Genomic DNA, 20008 nt, shown 5'->3' with positions numbered 1-20008 from the left:
AAAACCCGCCGGAGCGATCCGGCGGGTTTTTCTTTTGTCGGGATAATCGAGTTCAGGCCCGGCCGTAGAGAGGGACCAGCGTGCCGCTCATGGCCTGGTTGGCGGGCGAGGCTAGATAGGCGATCGCTTCCGCGGCGGCTTCGAGACTGACCCATTTGGCGAAATCGGCGTCGGGCATGTCGGCGCGGTTGGCGGGCGTGTCGAGCGTCGAGGGAGCCACGGCGTTAACGAGGATGCCCTTGCCCTTCAACTCCTCAGCCATGGCCACCGTCATCGCCGCGACCGCCGCCTTGCTCGCGGCATAGGCGACCATGCCGGAGCCGCGCCTCGGGTCGAGACCGGCGCGCGCGGTGACATTGACGATGCGGCCGGCCGTATTGGACTCCAGCATCGAGCGCACAGCGGCGCGGCTGCATAGGAAAGCCGTGCGGGCGTTGGTCTCCATCATCTCGGCGAAGGAGGCGGACTCGATCTTTTCCACCGGTGCCATGGTGAAGCCGCCGGCAAGGTGGATCGAGGCCCAGAGCTCGGGCACCTGGTGGTAGAACGCTTCGACCTTGGCCGAATCCGACAGGTCGACATTATGCGCTAGATGCACGCTGGCGTGGGCCGCGTAAGGAAAATGCGGCGGGGCCGCCGCGTGGGCATTGGGCACGTGGCAGATCGCGCCTTGCTCCAGCAATCTGCCGACAACCGCGCCGCCGAGCGCCCCAGTACCGCCCGTCACCACGACATGCCTGCCATCAAGCGTTTCCGTCATACTTCGACCGCTCCTGTCACTTTTTATGATTATTTCTTTTGGTTATGCCGCCCCAGATTGGAACGTCGCGCCTTTCGCGTCGTCACTCAATTGAAATATCGACATGGCAGGCGCAGCGTCTTTGCATGCGTCGAACCGTGGCACGCGGCATTGATCTGCCGGCGCCGGAACGGGCCAACCGGTAGACGCGCCAGTCTTCAGTCGACGGTGATTTCGATGACGCGCGGCTTGCCTGCCGCCCGCGCGCGGCTTAGCGCCTCGGCAAGACCACTGGCCCCGGCCAGCCGCTCGGCCTCGATGCCGTAGGCCTCGGCGAGCTTGCAGAAATCCGGCGGCGCCGGCGACACGCCGACCGGCTCGACGCCGACATCGAGCATCGAGGTCTCGATCTCGCGATAGCCGCGGTTGTTCCAGACGACGAAGATCACGGGCGCTTCGGCGTCGAGCGCGGCGCCAATCTCCGGCAAGGTGAACTGGAAGCCGCCATCGCCGGTGAGGCACACCACCGGCGCCTCGGGCACCGCAAGCGCCGCGCCGATCGCGGCCGGTGGACCGTAACCCAGCGCGCCGAAGCCCGTCGCTGCGTTGAACCAGCCGCCGGGGCGGTCGTGGTCATAATAGAGATTGGCGGCATAGATCGGCTGGGTCGAGTCGCCGACGATGATGGCGCCCGGCAGCGCGTCGCGGATCGTTTCCACGGCATGAACTTGCGCCAGATAGTCGGGCTTCAATTCGGCTAGCGCTGCCTTCCGCGCGGCGGCCGCACGAGCCTCGCCATCGCTTGCCGCAGCATGGCCGGGCCCGATCGCCGCAAGCAGGGCCTCGATCCCGTCGGCGCAATCGGCCTGGATGCCGACCGTCACCGGCCGGCGCGCGATCTGGTCGGCGCCGATATCGATACGGATCAGGTTCTTTGGCAGCACGAAGCCGCCGTCGCCATAGCCGTCATAGTCGGTCGGGCCGAATTCGGTACCGGCGGCGATCACCAGGTCGGCATCCGCCATCAGCGCGCGCACGGCCTTGAGGCTGGGGCTCGCCGGCACGCACAGCGAATGGCCATGCAGCAGGCCGCGCGCATTGGCGGTCTCGACGACCGGAGCGCCAAGCGTCTCGGCCAGGCGCCGCAGCGCCGCGTCGGCCTTCCTGGCGCCGCCGCCCGAGAGGATCAGCGGTCGGCTGGCGGCCTCGATTAGCTTCGCCGCTTCAGCGACCGCCGCGGCGTCCGGCGCCGGCGGCGCCGCGTTGCTCAGCGCCGCCGCTATGCCGTCGGCGGGCTTGACCATCACATCGGTGGGAATCTCGATATGAACCGGCCCCGGCCGCGCCGACGAAAACAGCGCGAAGGCGCGGGCGAGAGCGCCCGGCAGCTGCCCGGCTTCGGTGACACGCTCGGAAAACAGCGCGACCTTTTCCATCATGCCGCGCTGGTCCGGCAGTTCATGCAGGAAGCCCAAACCCTTGCCCAGCGTATCGGTTGCGTTGACGCCGGAGATCACCAGCATCGGCACAGAATCGGCGCGCGCCTGGCCCATGGCGGTGATGGTGTTGGTCAGCCCCGGTCCGGTGATGACGAAGGCGACGCCCGGCCGGCCGCCGGCGCGCGCATAACCATCGGCCATGAAGCCTGCCCCCTGCTCGTGGCGCGGCGTGACGTGGCGGATCTTCGAGCGCGCCAGGCCGCGATAGAGCTCGACCGTATGCACGCCTGGAATGCCGAAGACGGTGTCGACGCCATGCGCTTCGAGCAGGGTGATGAGCGCTTCGCCGATGGTGGTCATCGCATTTCCTTCCTTTTGTTTCTCACGCAATTGCGGACGGAAAGTTGCGGCGAAGTGGCCGAACCCAACCGCTTCTCATTTTTCCTGGAATTGCTCCAGCGCCGCGAGGCCGAGTTCGGCCTCGACGGCCTTGATGCCGATCGCCGCCAGCTCGCCGGGCGAGAACATCTCGCCGGCCAGGCAGCCTTCGATCCAGAGCCCGTCGATGATCGCGTTGATCGCGATGGCATGGTGGCGCAGCTCGCTTGCGTCCGGCTTGCGCCGTTCGGCGGCGAGCACGTCGGCCACGACCGCTTCCACCTCGTTGCGAAAGCCGAGATAGCCTTCGCGATGGGCGCGGGCGAGCGACGGATCCGCGCCGGCGCGGCCGATGAAGGTTGCCCAGAGCGAGAAAACCCGCTGGTCGATGATCGGCGCGTTGAGGTTGGCGGTGACGAAAGCCGCAAGGCGTTGGCGCGGCGAGGCATCTTCCATGACCAATGCCGCTTTCGCCTGCTCCGTCATGCGGCCCATCAATGCTGCATAGGCCTCCTGCAGCAAATCTTCCTTGCCGGGGAAGTAGTGCCGGATCAGCCCGGCGGTAACGCCGGCACGCAAGGCGATGGTGCGAACAGTGGCACCCTGCAAGCCATGTTCCGCCACGCTGTCCAGGGTGGCATCGATCAGGTCCTGCCGCCGCCGCTCCTCGCCCTCGCGGCGGAACTTGCGGCGCGCACTCATTGGCGCAGGATCGGCCGCGTCAGGCATGTCGGCCCGCCTTCGCAGGCGATGCAGAGCGCGTCCGCCTCAAAAACCTCAACCACGCAGCCGGCGGCTTCCATCGCGGCTTTGGTCTTGGGAAAACCGGCAACGGCAATGACCTTGTGCGGGCTGGTCGGCAGCACGTTCAGGCTGAGGCCGTTGGAGGCGGCGAACTCGCCGGCGTCGCCTTCGACCAGCCGGATGCCGCGCGCCTTCAGCATCTGGTAGAACGGGGCCGGCAGAAGCGGTGAATAGACCAGGGCAAGGTCGTCGGCCAGCGGGCTGATCACCGACATCAGATGCAGGCACGCCTCTTCGCCCTGCCACAGCGGCAGATCGAAGCCGTAGACGGAAACGCCCAGCGGCGACAGCAGGTTGGAAACCTGCTGGATGCCTTCCTGGTTGGAGCGCACACCGCGCCCGATCGCCAGCGTGCGGGCATCCACCCATACGCAGTCACCGCCTTCGACCTGGCCTGGCGCCTCGACCCGGCCGAGGACCGGAATGCCCAGTCTCTTGTAGGTTTCCTCATGCAGCGAGGGCTCCCGGGCGCGCAAGGGCTTGCCCATGGACAGGATCAGCGCGCCGCGGTCGGTCATCAGCGACGGGTCATGGGTGAACACCGAATCCGAAAGGCCGTCGGCCTTGTCCTCGATCCATTCGATTTCGGCGCCGGAAGCCGCCACCAGTTCGGCAAGAAGCGCATGCTGCGCAGCGGCCTTCGCCGGGTTGAATCCGGGGCCATAGTGCCAGGCAGCCCTGTCGGCGTCGCGCATGGCGTTGGCCGCCGACCGCATCAGCACGCGCCGCAGCGGCGCCGCCATGGACTGTGATCCGAAAGCGCTCATCGATGTCCTTTTAAGATGAAAAAAATCGTGAAAATTTCATGAAAGGCTATTTATACACTTGCGCAACAAGGCCGCAAGTGCCGTAATGAGCGGGATTGACGGGCTCGCGCTGTCGGGTCCATGCTGAAGTCTGGAGTGGGCAGGACAGCGTATGTTGATTAGCCGGATGGACGTTCGACGACCTGCCTTCGACCATAGAGAGGTCGCCCGGTGAGCGTGGCGGACGCTGCCGCAGTCCGGTCCGGCAAGGCGCAGAACAACGCCGCCGAAGCCATCCATGTCGAAAACCTGCATAAGAAATTCGGCCAGCTGCACGTGCTGAAGGGCGTTTCGCTGTCGGCGCGCGACGGCGAGGTGGTCGCCATCATCGGCGGCTCCGGCTCCGGCAAGTCGACGCTGTTGCGCTGCATCAACTGCCTGGAGAACCCGACCAGCGGCATCATCCGGGTCAATGGCGAAGAGATCAAGCTCAAGGCCGACAGCCACGGCCACACCGTTCCGGCTGACCGCAGGCAGATCGAGCGTATCCGCTCGAGGCTCGGCATGGTCTTCCAGAATTTCAACCTGTGGAGCCACATGACGCTGATCGAGAACGTCATCGAGGTTCCGGTGCATGTGCTCGGCGTCAAGCGCGACGAAGCGATCGCCCAGGCCGAGAAGCTGCTCGCCCGCGTCGGGCTGGCGGAGAAGCGCGACGTCTATCCGGCCTTCCTCTCCGGCGGCCAGCAGCAGCGGGCCGCGATCGCCCGCGCGCTGGCGATCAATCCGCGCGTCATGCTGTTCGACGAACCGACGTCCGCGCTCGATCCCGAGCTGGTCGGCGAGGTGCTGAAAGTCATCGGCGACCTGGCGCGCGAGGGGCGCACCATGGTGCTGGTGACGCATGAAATGAAGTTCGCCCGCGAGGTCGCGACGCATGTCGTCTATCTCTACAACGGGCTGGTCGAGGAGGAAGGTCCGCCGGAACAATTGTTCGGCGCGCCCAAATCCGAAAGGCTCAAGCAATTCCTCCGCAATGTCGGCTAGGTGCCGGCATCAAGCAGAGCGAAAAACCGGGAACAACAACAAGCTGGGAGTCCTGAAATGAAGACTGTTCTCAAGACATTCGCCGCCGCGCTGCTTCTCGGCGTCGCGGCGATGGGTGGCGTGGCCAAGGCCGAGCAGGTCAAGATCGGCGTCGCCGCCGAACCCTACCCACCCTTCACCTCGCCCGACGCCTCGGGCAAATGGGTGGGCTGGGAGATCGACTTCGTCGACGCCGTCTGCGCCGAAGAGAAACTCGACTGCGTCATCACGCCGGTTGCCTGGGATGGCATCATCCCGGCGCTGACCACCAAGAAGATCGACGCCATCGTCTCTTCCATGTCGATCACCGACGAGCGCAAGAAGACGATCGACTTCTCGGACAAGTACTACAACACCCCGACCGCGATCATCGGACCGAAGGACCAGAAATTCGGCGCCACGCCTGACGATCTCAAGGGCAAGGTGATCGGCGTCCAGGTCTCGACCGTGCACGCCGTCTACGCCAAGAAGCATTTCACCGGCGCGCAGGAGATCAAGGAATACCAGACCCAGGACGAAGCCAACCAGGATCTGGCCGCCGGCCGTATCGACGCGGTGCAAGCCGACTCGATCGCGCTCGGCGAGTTCCTGAAGTCGGACCAGGGCAAGGGCTGCTGCGACCTCAAGGGCATGGTGACCCCGGACGACGAAGTGCTTGGACCAGGCGTCGGTGCCGGCATCCGCAAGGAAGACACCGCGCTCAAGGAAAAATTCAACGCCGGCATCAAGGCGATCCGCGCCAACGGTAAATATGACGAGATCTCGAAGAAGTATTTCGACTTCGACATCTATGGCGGCGCCACGCAGTCGAACTGAGCCCTCTCGAAATGAGTGAGGGCATGGCGTCCGCGCCATGCCCGACCTTGCCACGCATGCGTGCCGCCGACCTTGCCGTCGGTGGCTTGCCAGCAATCCGGGGACGAAGCTGATCGACACCTTTCTTCCGGCCTCCGCGGCCGGCATCATGGAACTCCTGTCGCCCGTGGCGCCCGGCTGGGGCGGCACGCTGCTGGTCGGTCTGCTGCATTCGGTCGAGATCGCTATCGGCGCCACCTGCCTCGGCCTCATGATCGGCACCGCCGGCGCCTTCGGCAAGCTCTATGGCGGTCCGGTGACGCGCGACCTGCTCGCGGTCTACACGACCGTCGTGCGCGCCGTGCCGGAACTGGTGCTGATCCTGCTGCTCTATTACGCCGGCACCGACCTCATCAACCAGGTGCTGACGGCGATGGGCTACAGCCGTATCGACATCAGCGGGCTCGCGGCCGGCATCTTCGTGCTGGGGTTCGTCCAGGGCGCCTATTCGACCGAAGTCATCCGCGGCGCCATCCTCGCCATCCCGCAAGGCCAGATCGAGGCCGCCCGCGCCTACGGCATGTCGCCGGGCCTGATGCTGCGACGCATCACGCTGCCGGCGATGCTGCCCTTCGCCATCCCCGGCCTGGCGAATCTGTGGCTCATAGCCACCAAGGACACCGCGCTGCTTGCCGTCGTCGGTTTCTTCGAACTCACCCTTGCAACGCGCCAGGCGGCCGGCGTGACCAAGGCCTACCTTCTTTTCTACCTTGCTGCCGGCGCGCTCTATCTCGCGCTCTCGCTGTTCTCCAACCTGATCATCGGCCGCGTCGAGGCCTGGTCGCGGCGCGGCATGCCTTCCGTCAGGGAGGCACGCTGATGTCTGCCGAAGCCTCCGCGATCAACATGGCGGCGCGCGCCTCGATCTGGCTTAGACCCCACCGCATCGTGCTGATCCTGATCGCGCTGGCGCTGGTGCTCTGCGCTGCTTTCTTCATGCGCTGGGACTGGCTGCCGCAATATTGGGCAATGGGCCTGATGGGCATATGGCGGGCGCTTTGGATCCTCGCCGTCACTTGCGCGCTCGGCTTTGCGCTGGCCGTGCCGCTCGGGCTCGCCCAGGCAGGCGGACCGATCTGGTTCTCGGTACCAGCGAAGGTCTTCTGCACCATCATCCGGGGAACGCCGCTGCTCCTGCAGCTCTGGCTCCTCTACTACGGCCTCGGTTCGATCTTTCCGCAGTATCCGTGGATCCGCGAATCGTGGCTGTGGCCATATCTCAGGCAGGCCTGGCCGTATGGCGTGGTGGCGCTGACCTTGTCCTTCGCCGGCTATGAGGGCGAAGTGATGCGCGGCGCCTTCGCCGGCGTGCCGCGCGGACAGTTGGAGGCCGCCCGCGCGTTCGGCATGAGCCGCTGGAAAATCTTCCGGCGCATCTGGTTGCCGCAGGCCTTCTACCGGGCGCTGCCGACGCTGACCGGCGAGACCGTGCTGCAGCTGAAGTCGACCCCGCTGGTGGCGACGATCAGCGTCATCGATATCTTCGCCGTCTCCTCCAAGGTGCGCCAGGACACCTACCTGACCTATGAGCCTTTGCTGCTCTTGGCGCTGATCTATATGACGATCACCGGCATCCTGGTCTTCGTCTTCAGTCGGATCGAGGCTCGGATTCCGGTCAAAATCGGTTAAGTGAGTAGTGAATAGTGGCTGGTGAGCAGTGGGCTGCTTGCTGGTTTTCCCCTACTGGCTACTCCCTACTTTCCTACTCACTCAGGAGCAGCCCTGATGCAACTCACTCTCGACCAGGCAACGGGCCTATGCCGGATGGCGGCGCTCGGCGCCGGCGCCAACGAAGAAGCGGCGCAGTCATTGACCGCCTCGATCATCGCCGCGGAGGCCGAAGGCCTGTCGACGGTGGGGCTGTCGCATTTCATCGATTATCTGGAAGCGCTCGAAGCCGGCCGTATCGACGGCAACGCCGATCCGGCGATCACCCGGCCGGCGCTCGCCGTCTATCTTTCGGACGCGCGCGGCGGGCTTGCCCATACCGGCTTCGACCGCACGATCGACGACCTGGTCAAGGCAGCAAAACTGTTCGGCGTCTCGATCTTCTCGCAGAAGAACGCCTATACATGCGGCGCGCTCGGCTATTTCACCGGGCGGCTGGCGGAACAGGGGCTGGTTTCCTTTGCCGCGACCAACGGGCCGGCGGTGCTTGCCGGCTCGGGCTCGGTCAAGCCGGTCTATTGCACCAATCCGATGTCCTTCGCGTCGCCCGCCGCCGACGGGCCGCCGCTGGTCATCGACCAGTCGTCGAGCGCGACCGCCTTCGTCAACATCCGCAAGGCGGCCGAGGACGGCAAGAAGATCCCCGAAGGCTGGGCGCTGGATGCCAGCGGCAACCCGACCACCGATCCGGCGGCCGCCATGAAAGGCGCGATGCTTGCCTTCGGCGGCCAGCGCGGCGCCAACATCGCCTTGATGGTAGAGGTGCTGGCCGCCGGCATTTCCGGCGCCAACTGGTCGGTCGACGCGCCTTGGTTCACCGGCGGGCCGGACAGTCCCAGCACCGGCCTGTTCGTTCTGGCCATCGAACCCAAGCTGCTCGATCCGGATTTCGAGAAGCGTATGAAGGACCAACTCGACCGGCTGCGGCGGCGCTATGGCGTGCATATCCCCGGTCGCTCCCGCGCCGAAGCCGCCGAGAAGGCAAAGGCGCGCGGCATCACCACGTCGAGGGCCGTGGTGCAGCGCATTTCAGAATTCGCCGAGCGTTACTCGGCCTGAGCAAACCGCGCCACGCAACGAGGGCACGGTTTCTTTCGACGCCCGGCTGAACCTTTTCTCGCCCTGCAACGACCAATCTCCGGCACCCCACGCCGCGAGCCGCCCGGTTGGCTTCGTCTGGCTCGCGGTTGGCGGCGCCGCGCCGGGCGTTCAGGGCGGGGCGGGCGTGCTTGCTTCACGCCACCTTGGTACCGTCTCAGGTCAGGCCGCCTCGGTGGGCCCTGTTTCGGCGTGGACACTGCCCGGAAAACCCCGCCTCGGCGGGGTTTTCTGCGTTTCCGAGCAATCGCCACAAAAGATGAGTCAATGGTGAACTTTTGTTAACTTGACTTGCCCGGGGCCGTCGGGCGTTTGCGGGTATCGTCACAAAACAGGAGTTACGATGTCCGAGACCACCGACGCCTCCCGCGCAAAGCTGATCATCCCGGCGCTTGGCCGCCTCTATTCGGCATTGCATGACGCTGGCGAAACCTTGCTGCGCACCGTCGCCGGCGGCTTCCTGGCCATCCATGGTTCGCAAAAGATCGTCAATCCGTTCGGCGCGACGGAAATGGTCGAGGGGCTCGGCTTCTATCCGGGCGTCTTCTGATCGCCGCTGCTCGCCTGCACCGAATTCTTCGGCGGTATCCTGATCGCCCTCGGCCTTTTCACACGCCCTGCCGCTTTCGCCGGGCTGATCGTGCTTCTGGTCACCGTGTGGTTCCACTGGGCGACCATGGGCCAGGGTTTCTCGGGCGCGGAAAAATCTCTGCTTTGGGCCGCGATCCTCGCCTTCTTCGCAATCCGCGGCGGCAATCGCCAGTCGGTCGACGCGCATATCGGCAAGGCTTTCTGAGCCGCTTTCGCCTGGACGCAATTCCAGAAAGGAACCGCTCGGCACGTTTCCTGGAATTGCTCAAAAAACAGGGCAATGGCGACCTCCGGTCGCTCTTTGCCTTTGGCGAGAAACGGATTAAGAAACGGCTTCAGCCAAGCATTTGCGCGCGGAGCCAGTCATGACCGAAATCCTGCAGACCCCCAAGCTCGTCGTCGTCTTCGGCGGTTCGGGTTTCGTCGGTCGCCATGTCGTGCGGGCGCTGGCCAAGCGCGGCTACCGCATCCGGGTCGCCTGCCGGCGGCCCGACCTTGCCGGCCATGTGCAGCCGCTCGGCAATGTCGGCCAGATCCAGCCGGTGCAGGCCAATGTGCGCGTGCGCTGGTCGGTCGACCGCGCCGTGCAGGGCGCCGACCATGTCGTCAACCTCGTCGCCGTCCTGCATGAGACCGGCCGCCAGAAATTCGGCGCCGTGCACGATTTCGGGGCGCGCGCCGTCGCCGAGGCCGCACGCTCGGTCGGTGCCGGCCTCACCCACATCTCGGCGCTCGGCGCGGATCTGAATTCCCCGTCCGACTATGCCCGCACCAAGGCGCTCGGCGAGAAAGCCGTGCTCGACACGATCAGCGATGCCGTCATCCTCAGGCCGTCGATCAATTTCGGGCCGGAAGACGGTTTCTTCAACCGCTTCGCCAACATGGCGCGTTATTCGCCGGTGCTGCCGCTGATCGGCGGCGGGCAAACCAAGTTCCAGCCGGTCTATGTCGGCGACGTCGCCGAAGCGGTGGCGCGTTCGGTCGACGGCAAGGTCGAGGGCGGCCAGATCTACGAGCTCGGCGGGCCGCAGGTGCTGACCTTCAAGGAATGCATGGAAGAGCTGCTGATGGTCGTCGAGCGCCGCCGCCTCCTGGTGCCGGTGCCGTTCTGGCTGGCGAACATCCAGGCCTCGATCCTGCAGCTGCTGCCCAACCCGCTCCTGACCAAGGACCAGGTCATGCAGTTGCGCGAGCACAACGTCGTTTCGGACGAAGCCGTCAAGGCCGCCAGGACGCTGACCGGCCTCGGCATCCAGCCGCAGGCGATCGCCACGATCCTGCCCAGCTATCTCTGGCGCTTCCGCGCGGCCGGCCAGTTCCAGCAGCGCCGGCCTATCGCCGACCGCTGACAAAAGCTCAGGCGCGGCGGGAGATCTGCATCGGCAGGCCGCCCTGCGGCTGCGTGGTGAGCTTCTGCACCGGCCATGGCCGGGTCTCGGGAGTCACGTCGAACCGGAAGCGCGACAGCAGGATCGCCAGCGCGATGATCGCCTCCTGCATGGCGAAGCTGGCGCCGATGCAGACACGCGGGCCGGCGCCGAAGGGCAGGTACTGGAAGCGGTCGATCTTGTCGCGGTTTTCCGGATGGAACCGCTCCGGCAGGAAAGCGTTCGGCCTGTCCCAGAGCTTGCGGTGGCGATGCACGACCCAGGGCATCACCAGCACGGCGGCGTATTTCGGGATGTAAAGACCGTTCCAGGTCTCCGGCTCGATCGGTTCGCGGTTGATCGAGGGCGCCGGCGGATAGAGCCTGAGAGCCTCCTCGAAAGCGGCGCGGGTAAGCGGCATGGCATCCAGCCACTTGGTCGGATCGGGCTCGCGCGCCAGCACGGCGTCGATCTCCCGCTCGACGTTGTCGCGTTCCCAGGGCGCCCCGGCGAGACAATAGATCGTCCAACCCAGCGCCCGCGCCGTCGTCTCGTGGCCGGCGCCTATGAAGGTGATGATGTTGTCCTCGACTTCGGCGCGCGTCAGTCCGTCCGGCCCCTCGGCGCGCAGCAGAAGCGTAAGGAAATCCTGCGGCACCCCGTCGGGATCGCGCTTCATCCGCTCTTCGCGCATCCTCACCGTGCCGGCGACGATGTTGCGGAAATAGGCCATGGTCTTGCGGCCGCGGATGCGGGTGAAACGCGGCAGCCATTCCGGCGCGCGCAACAGGTCGAGCGGATCGACGCGGCCCATGGTCTCGAACAGGCGGTCGATCTCCCTGGCGAAGCTGCCCGGCTCGCCGGCGATCTCGCCGGAAAACAGCGTCTCGGCCAGAATGTCATAGGTGAGCAGCGTCATGTCATGGGCGACATCGCTCTCACCACCGGCCTCGTAGCGGGTGACGAACTCCAGCGTGCGTCTCAGCATCGGCTCGGCGAAGCCGAAGATGTGGCGCGGCGTGAACACCGGCGCCATCGCCTTGCGCGAGCGCTTCCAGACCTCGCCTTCGGCGGTCAACAGCCCGTCGCGCAGGATCGGCCGCAACACCAGCTGGCGCACGGTCGCCATCTTGTAGTTTTTGGCGTTGTCGATCAGCACGTGGCGGATGAGGCCCGGATCGTTGGCGACCACCAGCGGCCCGCCGACGCCGGTCACCGAAATCCAGGGCTCGTTGTAGGTGTGCTCGCCCCATAATTCGAGCGGGTTGCGGTAGATGATGCGCATCATCTCCAGCGTCGAAGGCGGCTTTGTGCGCGGCGTCGGCGCCGGCGGCACGAAGGGGGCGGGCTTGGTGTCCATGAAGCGTGCTCCGCTGACAGCGCCGAATGTAGTGTCCGACGAAGCGGACGTCCATGTGACCGAGCGGCCCGGCGCCTCGCCGGACTGTGACCGACGTCCGCACTCGGCCGGGACGCGCCGATCCGATCTTCGGCGGATGGCTGGAGGGCTTCGCCCGCGAGCACGGCAAGTCCGAGCCGGTGCTGACCGACATCGCGGCGTTCAAGCTGCCGATGCTCGACGAGCCGCACCATCGGCGCCTGCGCTCCCCGCGAAGACGCTTGCGAGGCCGTGCTTCGGCACGGCTTTCACTGTCGGACGCCCCGATGCGCCCGCCAGCATCTCGCGTGGACGTGACAGGGTCGCTCGCCAAGCCGGCAAAATGGCCGCAAACCTTGGAAAAGCAGCCGTTTGCGCCTATATCTAGGACATCAAAACGGCGCGATTCGGGGCCATTTTTCCGCGCTGTATCAGCGGCATCAATCAGACAGGTTTTCATGAGCGACCAGACCGAAAGCGCCAATGGCGCGGAAGCCGAGTACGGCGCCGATTCCATCAAGGTTTTGAAGGGGTTGGATGCCGTGCGCAAGCGGCCGGGCATGTATATCGGCGACACCGATGACGGCTCGGGCCTGCATCACATGGTCTATGAGGTGGTGGACAACGCCATCGACGAGGCGCTAGCCGGCCACGCCGACCTCGTCTCGGTGACGCTCAACCCCGACGGTTCCGTCACCGTGATCGACAATGGCCGCGGCATTCCGACCGATATCCACCCCTCGGAGGGCGTTTCGGCGGCCGAAGTGATCATGACGCAGCTGCATGCCGGCGGCAAATTCGACCAGAATTCCTACAAGGTCTCGGGCGGCCTGCACGGCGTCGGCGTCTCGGTGGTCAACGCGCTGTCCGCCTGGCTGAAGATCAAGGTCCGCCGCAACGGCGAGATCTTCGAGATGAGCTTCACGCACGGCAATGCCGACGCACCGCTGAAGGTGACCGGAAGCTACGAGCAGGACAAGCGCCCTGGCACCTATGAGGGCCGCAGCGGCAGCGAAATCACGTTCTTCCCGTCGGCCGAGACCTTCACCATGGTCGAGTTCGACTACAGCACGCTGGAGCATCGACTGCGCGAGCTCGCTTTCCTCAATTCCGGCGTGCGCATCGTGCTGACCGACGCCCGCCATGCCGACATCGTGCGCCATGAGCTGCATTACGACGGCGGGCTGGAGGAGTTTGTCAAATATCTCGACCGGGTGAAGAAGCCGCTGATCGAGACGCCGATCGGCATCCGCGCCGAGCGCGACGGCATCACCGTCGAAGTCGCGATGTGGTGGAACGACAGCTACCACGAGAATGTGCTGGCCTTCACCAACAACATCCCGCAACGCGACGGCGGCACCCATCTGGCGGGCTTCCGCGCGGCGCTGACCAGGCAGATCACCGGCTACGGCGAATCGTCCGGTCAGACCAAGAAGGAAAAGGTCTCGCTGACCGGCGACGATTGCCGGGAAGGCCTGACCGCGGTCCTGTCGGTCAAGGTGCCGGACCCGAAATTCTCCTCGCAGACCAAGGACAAGCTGGTCTCGTCAGAGGTGCGCCCGGTGGTGGAAAGCCTGGTCAACGAGGCGCTCGGCACCTGGCTGGAAGAACATCCCGCCGAAGGCAAGGTCGTGGTCGAGAAAGTGATCCAGGCGGCCGCGGCGCGCGAGGCCGCGCGCAAGGCGCGCGACATCACCCGCAAGAGCTCGCTCGGCGTCACCTCGCTGCCCGGCAAGCTTGCCGACTGCCAGGAGCGCGACCCGGCCAAGTCCGAAATCTTCATCGTCGAGGGTGACTCGGCCGGCGGCTCGGCCAAGGGCGGGCGCTCGCGCCAGAACCAGGCGATCCTGCCGCTGCGCGGCAAGATCCTGAATGTCGAGCGCGCGCGCTTCGACCGCATGCTCTCCTCCGACATGATCGGCACGCTGATCACCGCGCTCGGCACCTCGATCGGCAAGGACGAGTTCAACGCCGACAAGCTGCGCTACCACAAGATCATCCTGATGACCGACGCCGACGTCGACGGCGCCCACATCCGCACGCTTCTGCTCACCTTCTTCTTCCGGCAGATGCCGGAGCTGATCGAGCGCGGCCATCTCTACATCGCCCAGCCGCCGCTCTACAAAGTGACCCGAGGCAAGAGCTCGCAATACCTCAAGGACGAAAACGCCTATGAGGAATACCTGATCGAGTCCGGGCTGGATGAGGCTTCGCTGACGCTCGCCTCCGGCGAGGTGCGGACGGGCCAAGATCTGCGCAGCGCCATCGACGACGCAATTGCCGTGCGCCAGCTGATCAACGGGCTGCACACGCGCTACAACCGCAGCGTCGTCGAGCAGGCGGCGATCGCCGGCGCGCTCAACGCCGATGTGCTTGCCGATCTCGGCCGCGCCAATGCGATGGCCGAGCGCGTCGCCGAGCGGCTCGATATGATCGCCGAGGAGACCGAGCGCGGCTGGACCGGGCGGCTATCGGCTTCCAATGACGGCTCCGGCGGCTATGTGTTCGAGCGCACCGTGCGCGGCGTGAAGGACGTGGCGCAGCTCGATGCCGGACTGATCGCTTCGGCCGATGCGCGCCAGCTCGACCGCTATGCCTCGCGCCTAGCGGAAGTCTATGGTGAGCAGCCGATCCTGCGCCGCAAGGAGAGTTCCGAGCTGCTTTCGGGACCACTGGCGCTGCTCAACGCGGTGTTCGCCACCGGCCGCAAGGGGCTCACCATGCAGCGCTACAAGGGTCTTGGCGAGATGAATGCCGAGCAGCTGTGGGAAACCACGCTGGATCCGAATGTGCGCTCGCTGCTGCAGGTCAAGGTCAACGACGCGACCGACGCCGATTCGCTGTTCTCGCGGCTGATGGGCGACGAGGTGGAGCCGCGGCGCGAATTCATCCAGGACAATGCGCTGTCGGTGGCTAATCTGGATATTTAGACTACCACAAAACTGTGCTTGTTTTCCAATGCCGGCGCGCTAGGTGCGCCGGCATTGTTGTTGTGGCCTGAGCGACATTTCAAAAGCGCCGGAACAGAAGGCCTGCCTGGACATTGTGACAACGTCGATCACGATTTCTCAGGAGGCTTTCATGGGACGCGGTATCTTGCTTTGGTTGCTAGGAATTCCAATCCCGATCATCATCCTCATCATGCTGTTCGCGCGATAGGGGGCTGATATGCAGTCCACTCTTTCGGCTGTCGGCAAAACCGTCTCAACCGAATCCTCCGCCTCGGCGATCAGTTGGGGTCCGATCATCGCCGGCGCCTTCGCCGCGTCGACGTTGAGTCTCATCCTGATGCTGCTCGGCTCCGGCCTAGGCCTCAGCATGGTTTCGCCCTGGGCGGGCTCAGGTGCTTCCATCACCATCTTCGCGGTCTCGACAGCGGTATGGTTAGTCGTCGTCCAATGGCTGTCATCGGGCGTTGGCGGCTATCTTGCGGGACGGCTGCGCACCAAATGGGTCGACGTCCATACCGACGAGGTGTTCTTCCGCGACACCGCACATGGCTTTCTGGCCTGGGCGCTGGCGACGCTTCTCGTTGTTGGCGTGCTCGGCTCAGCGTTGACGTCGATGCTGGGCTCCGGCGTGCAGGCCGCTTCGACAGTGGTGTCCGGCGCCGCAATGGGCGCCACGGCAGGCAGCCAGGCGACGACGGACAATGCGACATCCTATTTGGTGGATTCGCTGCTTAGACCGGCGGATGCCGGAAAATTGGCTGCGGCTAATCCGGAAAACGACGCCGCGGCCACCGCGCAGGCCTCGCGCATCCTGATTGCCAGTGCCGCCACGGGCGAAATCTCCGCCGACGACAAAGCCTATCTGTCGCAACTGGTCGCGGCGCGCACCGGCCTGTCGGAAGCGGATGCCAAGACACGCGTCGATACGTTGCTGGCGAAGGCGCAAGACGCCAAGGCAAAAGCGCAGCAGGCCGCCGACAAGGCCCGGAAGGCGAGCGCTACCTTCGCCCTGCTCGGCGCCCTGTCGCTCGTCATCGGCGCCTTCATCGCCGGTGCCGCGGCCGCTCTCGGCGGCAGGCAGCGGGACGATGAAGAGACCGCCTATCTGGCTACCCGTTAAAGGGGGCCTATACCAAAAAAGCCCGGCTCAGGCCGGGCTTTTCCAATTCCGATGCGTGGGCCGACACCTTCCTGCAGAAGGTCGCGGCTCAGTGATCCATGGCCTTGACGATTTCCTCGGTCATCTTCTTGGCGTCGCCGAGCAGCATCATGGTGCCGTCCTTGTAGAACAGCGTGTTGTCGATGCCGGCATAGCCGGAGCCGAGCGAGCGCTTGACGAACAGGCAGGTGCGGGCCTTGTCGACGTCGAGGATCGGCATGCCGTAGATCGGCGAGGACTTGTCGTCGCGCGCCGACGGGTTGGTGACGTCGTTGGCGCCGATGACATAGGCGACGTCGGCCTGCGCGAATTCGGAGTTGATGTCCTCCAGTTCGAACACCTCATCATAAGGCACGTTGGCCTCGGCCAAGAGCACGTTCATGTGGCCGGGCATACGGCCGGCCACCGGATGGATGGCGTATTTCACCTCGACGCCGGCGGCCTTGAGCTTGTCGGCCATTTCGCGCAGCGCGTGCTGCGCCTGGGCGACCGCCATGCCGTAGCCGGGCACGATGATGACCTTCTGCGCGTTCATCATCAGATAGGCGGCGTCATCGGCCGAGCCCTGCTTGACGGTGCGCTCGATGCCGTCGTCGGCAACCGCGGCCGTCTCGCCGCCGAAGCCGCCGAGGATGACCGAGATGAAGGAGCGGTTCATGCCCTTGCACATGATGTAGGACAGGATCGCGCCGGACGAGCCGACCAGCGCGCCGGTGATGATCAGCGCCAGATTGCCGAGGGTGAAACCAAGCGCGGCAGCCGCCCAGCCCGAGTAGGAATTCAGCATCGACACCACGACCGGCATGTCGGCGCCGCCGATCGGGATGATCAAGAGCACGCCGAGCACCAGCGAGGCGGCGACGATCAGCCAGAAGACGAGCTTCGATTCCGTGGTGACCAACAGCACGATCAGCACCACCAACGCGATGCCGAGCGCGATGTTGATGAGATGTCGGCCGCCGATCATGATCGGCTTGCCGGACATGCGGCCGTCGAGCTTGAGGAAGGCGATGACCGAGCCGGTGAAGGTGATGGCGCCTATGGCTACGCCCAGGCTCATTTCGACCAGCGCCTGCGCATGGATGTCGCCCGCCGTGCCGATGCCGAAGCTCTCCGGCGCGTACATGGCGGCAGCCGCCACCATCACGGCGGCGAAGCCGACGAGCGAGTGGAAGGCGGCGACCAGCTGCGGCATCGAGGTCATGGCGATGCGGCGCGCGGTGACCGCGCCGATGCCGCCACCGATGGCTAGCCCGAGCACGATCCAGCCGAAACGGCCGACCGAGGGAGCCAAAGGCAAAGCCAATGCCAGCGTGGTGGCGATAGCGATCGCCATACCGATCATGCCGAAGAGATTGCCTCGCCGGCTGGTGGTGGGATGCGACAGCCCGCGCAGCGCCAGGATGAACAGGATGCCGGAGACGAGATAGAGGAAGGAAGCCAGATTGACGGTCACGTCACTTTTCCTTCTTCTTGTACATGGCGAGCATGCGCTGGGTGACCAGGAAGCCGCCGAAGATGTTGACCGAGACCAGCACCAGGGCGACGAAACCGAAGCCGGCGGCGAGCCCGGAGGCCGAGATGCCGACGGCGAGCAGCGCGCCGACGACAATGACCGATGAAATAGCGTTGGTGACGGCCATCAGCGGTGTGTGCAGGGCCGGCGTCACCGACCAGACGACATAATAGCCGACGAAGATCGCCAGCACGAAGATGGCGAGTTGGAAGACGAAGGGATCGACGGCGCCACCGGACAGCGCATGCGCCGCGTTACCGGCAGCCTCGCCTGCGGGCGCGTTGGCAAGATCCTGCACCGCAAGGCGAACGGCGGCAGTCGCCTGATCGAGTTGGTCGAGGGCTTTCTGCAAGGCGTCCATCACGCGGTCCCCTTAGGCTTAGCTGCGGACTTCTTCTTCGGCGCCGGTCTGGCGTCGGCGACCATGCTCGTCGCCGGAATGGCCGCCGGCTCGGTGCGCGGCTGCTCGACCGCCTTGGCGAAGTTCGGATGCACCACCTTGCCGGCGTCGGTCAGCATCGTGGCCTTGACCAGCTCGTCGTCGCGCTTGATAGCGAGCTGCTTGGTCGTCTTGTCGACCATGGTCTCGAGGAAGGCGTAGAGGTTCTTGGCATAGAGCAGCGAGGCCGAGGCCGCGACACGGCCCGGCACGTTGAGGTGGCCGACGATCTTGACGCCATTCTCGGTCATCACGACCTTGCCAGGCACCGCGCCCTCGACATTGCCGCCGCGCTCTACCGCTAGATCGACGATCACCGAGCCAGGCTTCATCGAGGCAACCATGGCGGCCGAAACCAGCTTCGGCGCCGGACGGCCGGGGATCAGCGCGGTGGTGATGACGATGTCCTGCTTGGCGATATGCTCGGCGGTGAGCGTCGCCTGCTTCGCCTGGTATTCCTTCGACATTTCCTTGGCGTAGCCGCCGGCGGTCTCGGCCGCTTTGAATTCCTCGTCCTCGACCGCGAGGAATTTCGCGCCGAGCGACTGCACCTGCTCCTTCACCGCCGGGCGCACGTCGGTGGCGGTGACGACAGAGCCGAGGCGGCGCGCGGTGGCGATCGCCTGCAGGCCGGCGACGCCGACGCCCATGATGAAGGTTTTTGCCGCCGGCACGGTGCCGGCCGCCGTCATCATCATCGGCAGCGCGCGGTCATATTCGGCGGCGGCATCGATCACCGCCTGGTAGCCGGCGAGGTTGGCCTGCGAGGACAGCACGTCCATCGATTGCGCACGGGTGATGCGCGGCATGAACTCCATGGAAAAGGCGGTGATGCCGGCCTTGGCCATCGCGGCCACCGCGGCATCGTTGCCGTAGGGATCCATGATGGCGATCACGGCGACGCCCGACTTGTAGCCCTTGAGCTCCGCATCCGTCGGCCGGCGCACTTTCAGCACGACATCGGCCTTTTTGGCGTCGGCCGCCGTTCCGATCGCGCCGCCGGCAGCAGTGAAATCCTGGTCGGGGATGCGGGAGCCGAGGCCGGCGCCCTTCTCGACGATCACGTCGAAGCCGAGACCCGCCAGGCGCTTGACCGTCTCCGGCGAGGCCGCGACGCGCGGCTCGTTCGGGTCAATCTCACGAGGGATGAATACTATTTGTCCCACCGGATGATCCTTTCGGCTGGAACCTTGATTGCGCAAGGCGTCGGCCGGACGTCCGGCGACGTCGAGGGCAATGGGCTTGGGAAGTCTACCGCAGAATGAGAGTGCCGACGGCCATGATCAGGATGAACAGGATGGTCGCCGAGAAGAAGCCGCCGACGAAGAAGCCGAAGGCCATTGCGATAAGGATGGCGGCACAGAACAGCGAGCCGTATTTGGCAAGACCGAGGAAGCCCTTGTAGGTACGGTCGTGCTCGGCGTAGTCCATTTGCGCGCCCAGCTCGACAGGACCGGTCGGCGTGTGATCAGCCATGGAAGTACCCCTTCGAAAATGCCTTTGAGGCACATAGCGAAAAGCCGAACCAAGAGCAATGGCGCTATTGCCGCACAGCCGGCGACAACAGCCTCAAACGAAAGTTGAAATTGAATGCCGCGGCTGTGTCCACGCGGCCGACACGGGATTTCAGCTGGCGAGGTGAGGGAAAAGGCCGAGCAGACCGACAACGATCAGGTAAAGCGCGACGATGTAGTTGAGGAGCCGAGGCATCACCAGGATCAGTACGCCGGCGATCAGCGAGATCAGCGGCGTCAGCGCGAGGGAGTGGATGGTCATGCGGGGATCCTTTCGTGT

General features: G+C 65.2%; 18 protein-coding genes and 1 pseudogene. 9 read left to right on the top strand and 10 right to left on the bottom strand.

What is annotated here, in order from left to right; translation table 11 throughout:
• Window positions 1-52: 52 nt before the first annotated feature.
• From FJW10_RS10960 to FJW10_RS10945, 4 genes are all read right to left on the bottom strand, one after another.
• A complete protein-coding gene (locus FJW10_RS10960; RefSeq protein WP_140832117.1) occupies window positions 53-760 on the bottom strand; it encodes an SDR family NAD(P)-dependent oxidoreductase in 708 nt (235 codons plus the stop codon).
• Window positions 761-957: 197 nt separating this feature from the next.
• The gene (locus FJW10_RS10955) at window positions 958-2538 is read right to left on the bottom strand and encodes a 5-guanidino-2-oxopentanoate decarboxylase (protein ID WP_140900104.1); all 1581 of its coding nucleotides are present in this window, start codon (window positions 2536-2538) and stop codon (window positions 958-960) included.
• A gap of 75 nt (window positions 2539-2613) precedes the next feature.
• Window positions 2614-3285 (bottom strand): TetR family transcriptional regulator C-terminal domain-containing protein, encoded by a 672-nt coding sequence (locus FJW10_RS10950; protein ID WP_140900103.1) that lies wholly within the window; start codon window positions 3283-3285, stop codon window positions 2614-2616.
• Window positions 3255-4127: a dimethylarginine dimethylaminohydrolase family protein gene (locus tag FJW10_RS10945; RefSeq protein ID WP_140900102.1), complete on the bottom strand. Its 873-nt coding sequence runs from the start codon at window positions 4125-4127 to the stop codon at window positions 3255-3257. Before FJW10_RS10945 ends, FJW10_RS10950 begins: the two co-directional genes overlap by 31 nt.
• A gap of 210 nt (window positions 4128-4337) precedes the next feature.
• Between FJW10_RS10945 and FJW10_RS10940 the strand changes: the two genes are divergently transcribed.
• The 7 genes and pseudogenes from FJW10_RS10940 to FJW10_RS10910 all read left to right on the top strand — a co-directional run bounded on the left by FJW10_RS10940 (window position 4338) and on the right by FJW10_RS10910 (window position 10753).
• A complete protein-coding gene (locus FJW10_RS10940) occupies window positions 4338-5153 on the top strand; it encodes an ABC transporter ATP-binding protein (RefSeq protein WP_140900101.1) in 816 nt (271 codons plus the stop codon).
• Window positions 5154-5210: 57 nt separating this feature from the next.
• Window positions 5211-6008 (top strand): transporter substrate-binding domain-containing protein, encoded by a 798-nt coding sequence (locus tag FJW10_RS10935; RefSeq protein WP_140832107.1) that lies wholly within the window; start codon window positions 5211-5213, stop codon window positions 6006-6008.
• A gap of 148 nt (window positions 6009-6156) precedes the next feature.
• Window positions 6157-6867, top strand: a complete 711-nt coding sequence (locus FJW10_RS10930; protein ID WP_181177500.1) for an ABC transporter permease subunit — start codon at window positions 6157-6159, stop codon at window positions 6865-6867.
• Window positions 6867-7676 (top strand): ABC transporter permease, encoded by an 810-nt coding sequence (locus FJW10_RS10925; RefSeq protein ID WP_140832103.1) that lies wholly within the window; start codon window positions 6867-6869, stop codon window positions 7674-7676. Before FJW10_RS10930 ends, FJW10_RS10925 begins: the two co-directional genes overlap by 1 nt.
• A gap of 96 nt (window positions 7677-7772) precedes the next feature.
• Window positions 7773-8774 (top strand): Ldh family oxidoreductase, encoded by a 1002-nt coding sequence (locus tag FJW10_RS10920; RefSeq protein ID WP_181177490.1) that lies wholly within the window; start codon window positions 7773-7775, stop codon window positions 8772-8774.
• 382 nt (window positions 8775-9156) lie between these two features.
• Window positions 9157-9609, top strand: a pseudogene (locus FJW10_RS10915) (DoxX family protein).
• A gap of 160 nt (window positions 9610-9769) precedes the next feature.
• Window positions 9770-10753, top strand: a complete 984-nt coding sequence (locus FJW10_RS10910; protein WP_140900099.1) for a complex I NDUFA9 subunit family protein — start codon at window positions 9770-9772, stop codon at window positions 10751-10753.
• Window positions 10754-10760: 7 nt separating this feature from the next.
• Here the strand turns inward: FJW10_RS10910 and FJW10_RS10905 are convergent, their stop codons facing one another.
• On the bottom strand, window positions 10761-12131 hold the full coding sequence (locus FJW10_RS10905; protein ID WP_140900098.1) for a cytochrome P450: 1371 nt from the start codon (window positions 12129-12131) through the stop codon (window positions 10761-10763).
• Window positions 12132-12607: 476 nt separating this feature from the next.
• Here FJW10_RS10905 and gyrB point away from each other — a divergent pair, with 476 nt between their 5' ends.
• Together gyrB and FJW10_RS10890 are read left to right on the top strand one after the other, a co-directional pair.
• Window positions 12608-15079, top strand: coding sequence for a DNA topoisomerase (ATP-hydrolyzing) subunit B (gene gyrB, locus FJW10_RS10900; protein ID WP_140900097.1), 2472 nt, complete (start codon window positions 12608-12610; stop codon window positions 15077-15079).
• A gap of 238 nt (window positions 15080-15317) precedes the next feature.
• Window positions 15318-16220: a hypothetical protein gene (locus tag FJW10_RS10890; protein ID WP_140900095.1), complete on the top strand. Its 903-nt coding sequence runs from the start codon at window positions 15318-15320 to the stop codon at window positions 16218-16220.
• An 88-nt stretch (window positions 16221-16308) separates the two neighbouring features.
• Here the strand turns inward: FJW10_RS10890 and FJW10_RS10885 are convergent, their stop codons facing one another.
• From FJW10_RS10885 to FJW10_RS10865, 5 genes are all read right to left on the bottom strand, one after another.
• A complete protein-coding gene (locus FJW10_RS10885; protein ID WP_140832088.1) occupies window positions 16309-17715 on the bottom strand; it encodes an NAD(P)(+) transhydrogenase (Re/Si-specific) subunit beta in 1407 nt (468 codons plus the stop codon).
• A gap of 1 nt (window position 17716) precedes the next feature.
• Window positions 17717-18136 (bottom strand): NAD(P) transhydrogenase subunit alpha, encoded by a 420-nt coding sequence (locus FJW10_RS10880; protein ID WP_140644722.1) that lies wholly within the window; start codon window positions 18134-18136, stop codon window positions 17717-17719.
• Window positions 18136-19380, bottom strand: a complete 1245-nt coding sequence (locus tag FJW10_RS10875) for a Re/Si-specific NAD(P)(+) transhydrogenase subunit alpha (protein ID WP_140900094.1) — start codon at window positions 19378-19380, stop codon at window positions 18136-18138. The genes FJW10_RS10880 and FJW10_RS10875 overlap by 1 nt, the downstream gene beginning before the upstream one ends.
• 85 nt (window positions 19381-19465) lie before the next feature.
• On the bottom strand, window positions 19466-19690 hold the full coding sequence (locus FJW10_RS10870) for an aa3-type cytochrome c oxidase subunit IV (RefSeq protein WP_140545869.1): 225 nt from the start codon (window positions 19688-19690) through the stop codon (window positions 19466-19468).
• Between the two features lie 150 nt (window positions 19691-19840).
• Window positions 19841-19990 (bottom strand): DUF3096 domain-containing protein, encoded by a 150-nt coding sequence (locus FJW10_RS10865; protein ID WP_127866594.1) that lies wholly within the window; start codon window positions 19988-19990, stop codon window positions 19841-19843.
• Window positions 19991-20008: the final 18 nt, after the last annotated feature.

It is taken from the genome of Mesorhizobium sp. B4-1-1, assembly GCF_006439375.1.
Classification (GTDB): Bacteria; Pseudomonadota; Alphaproteobacteria; order Rhizobiales; family Rhizobiaceae; genus Mesorhizobium.
This window is presented reverse-complemented; position numbering and strand designations above follow the sequence as displayed.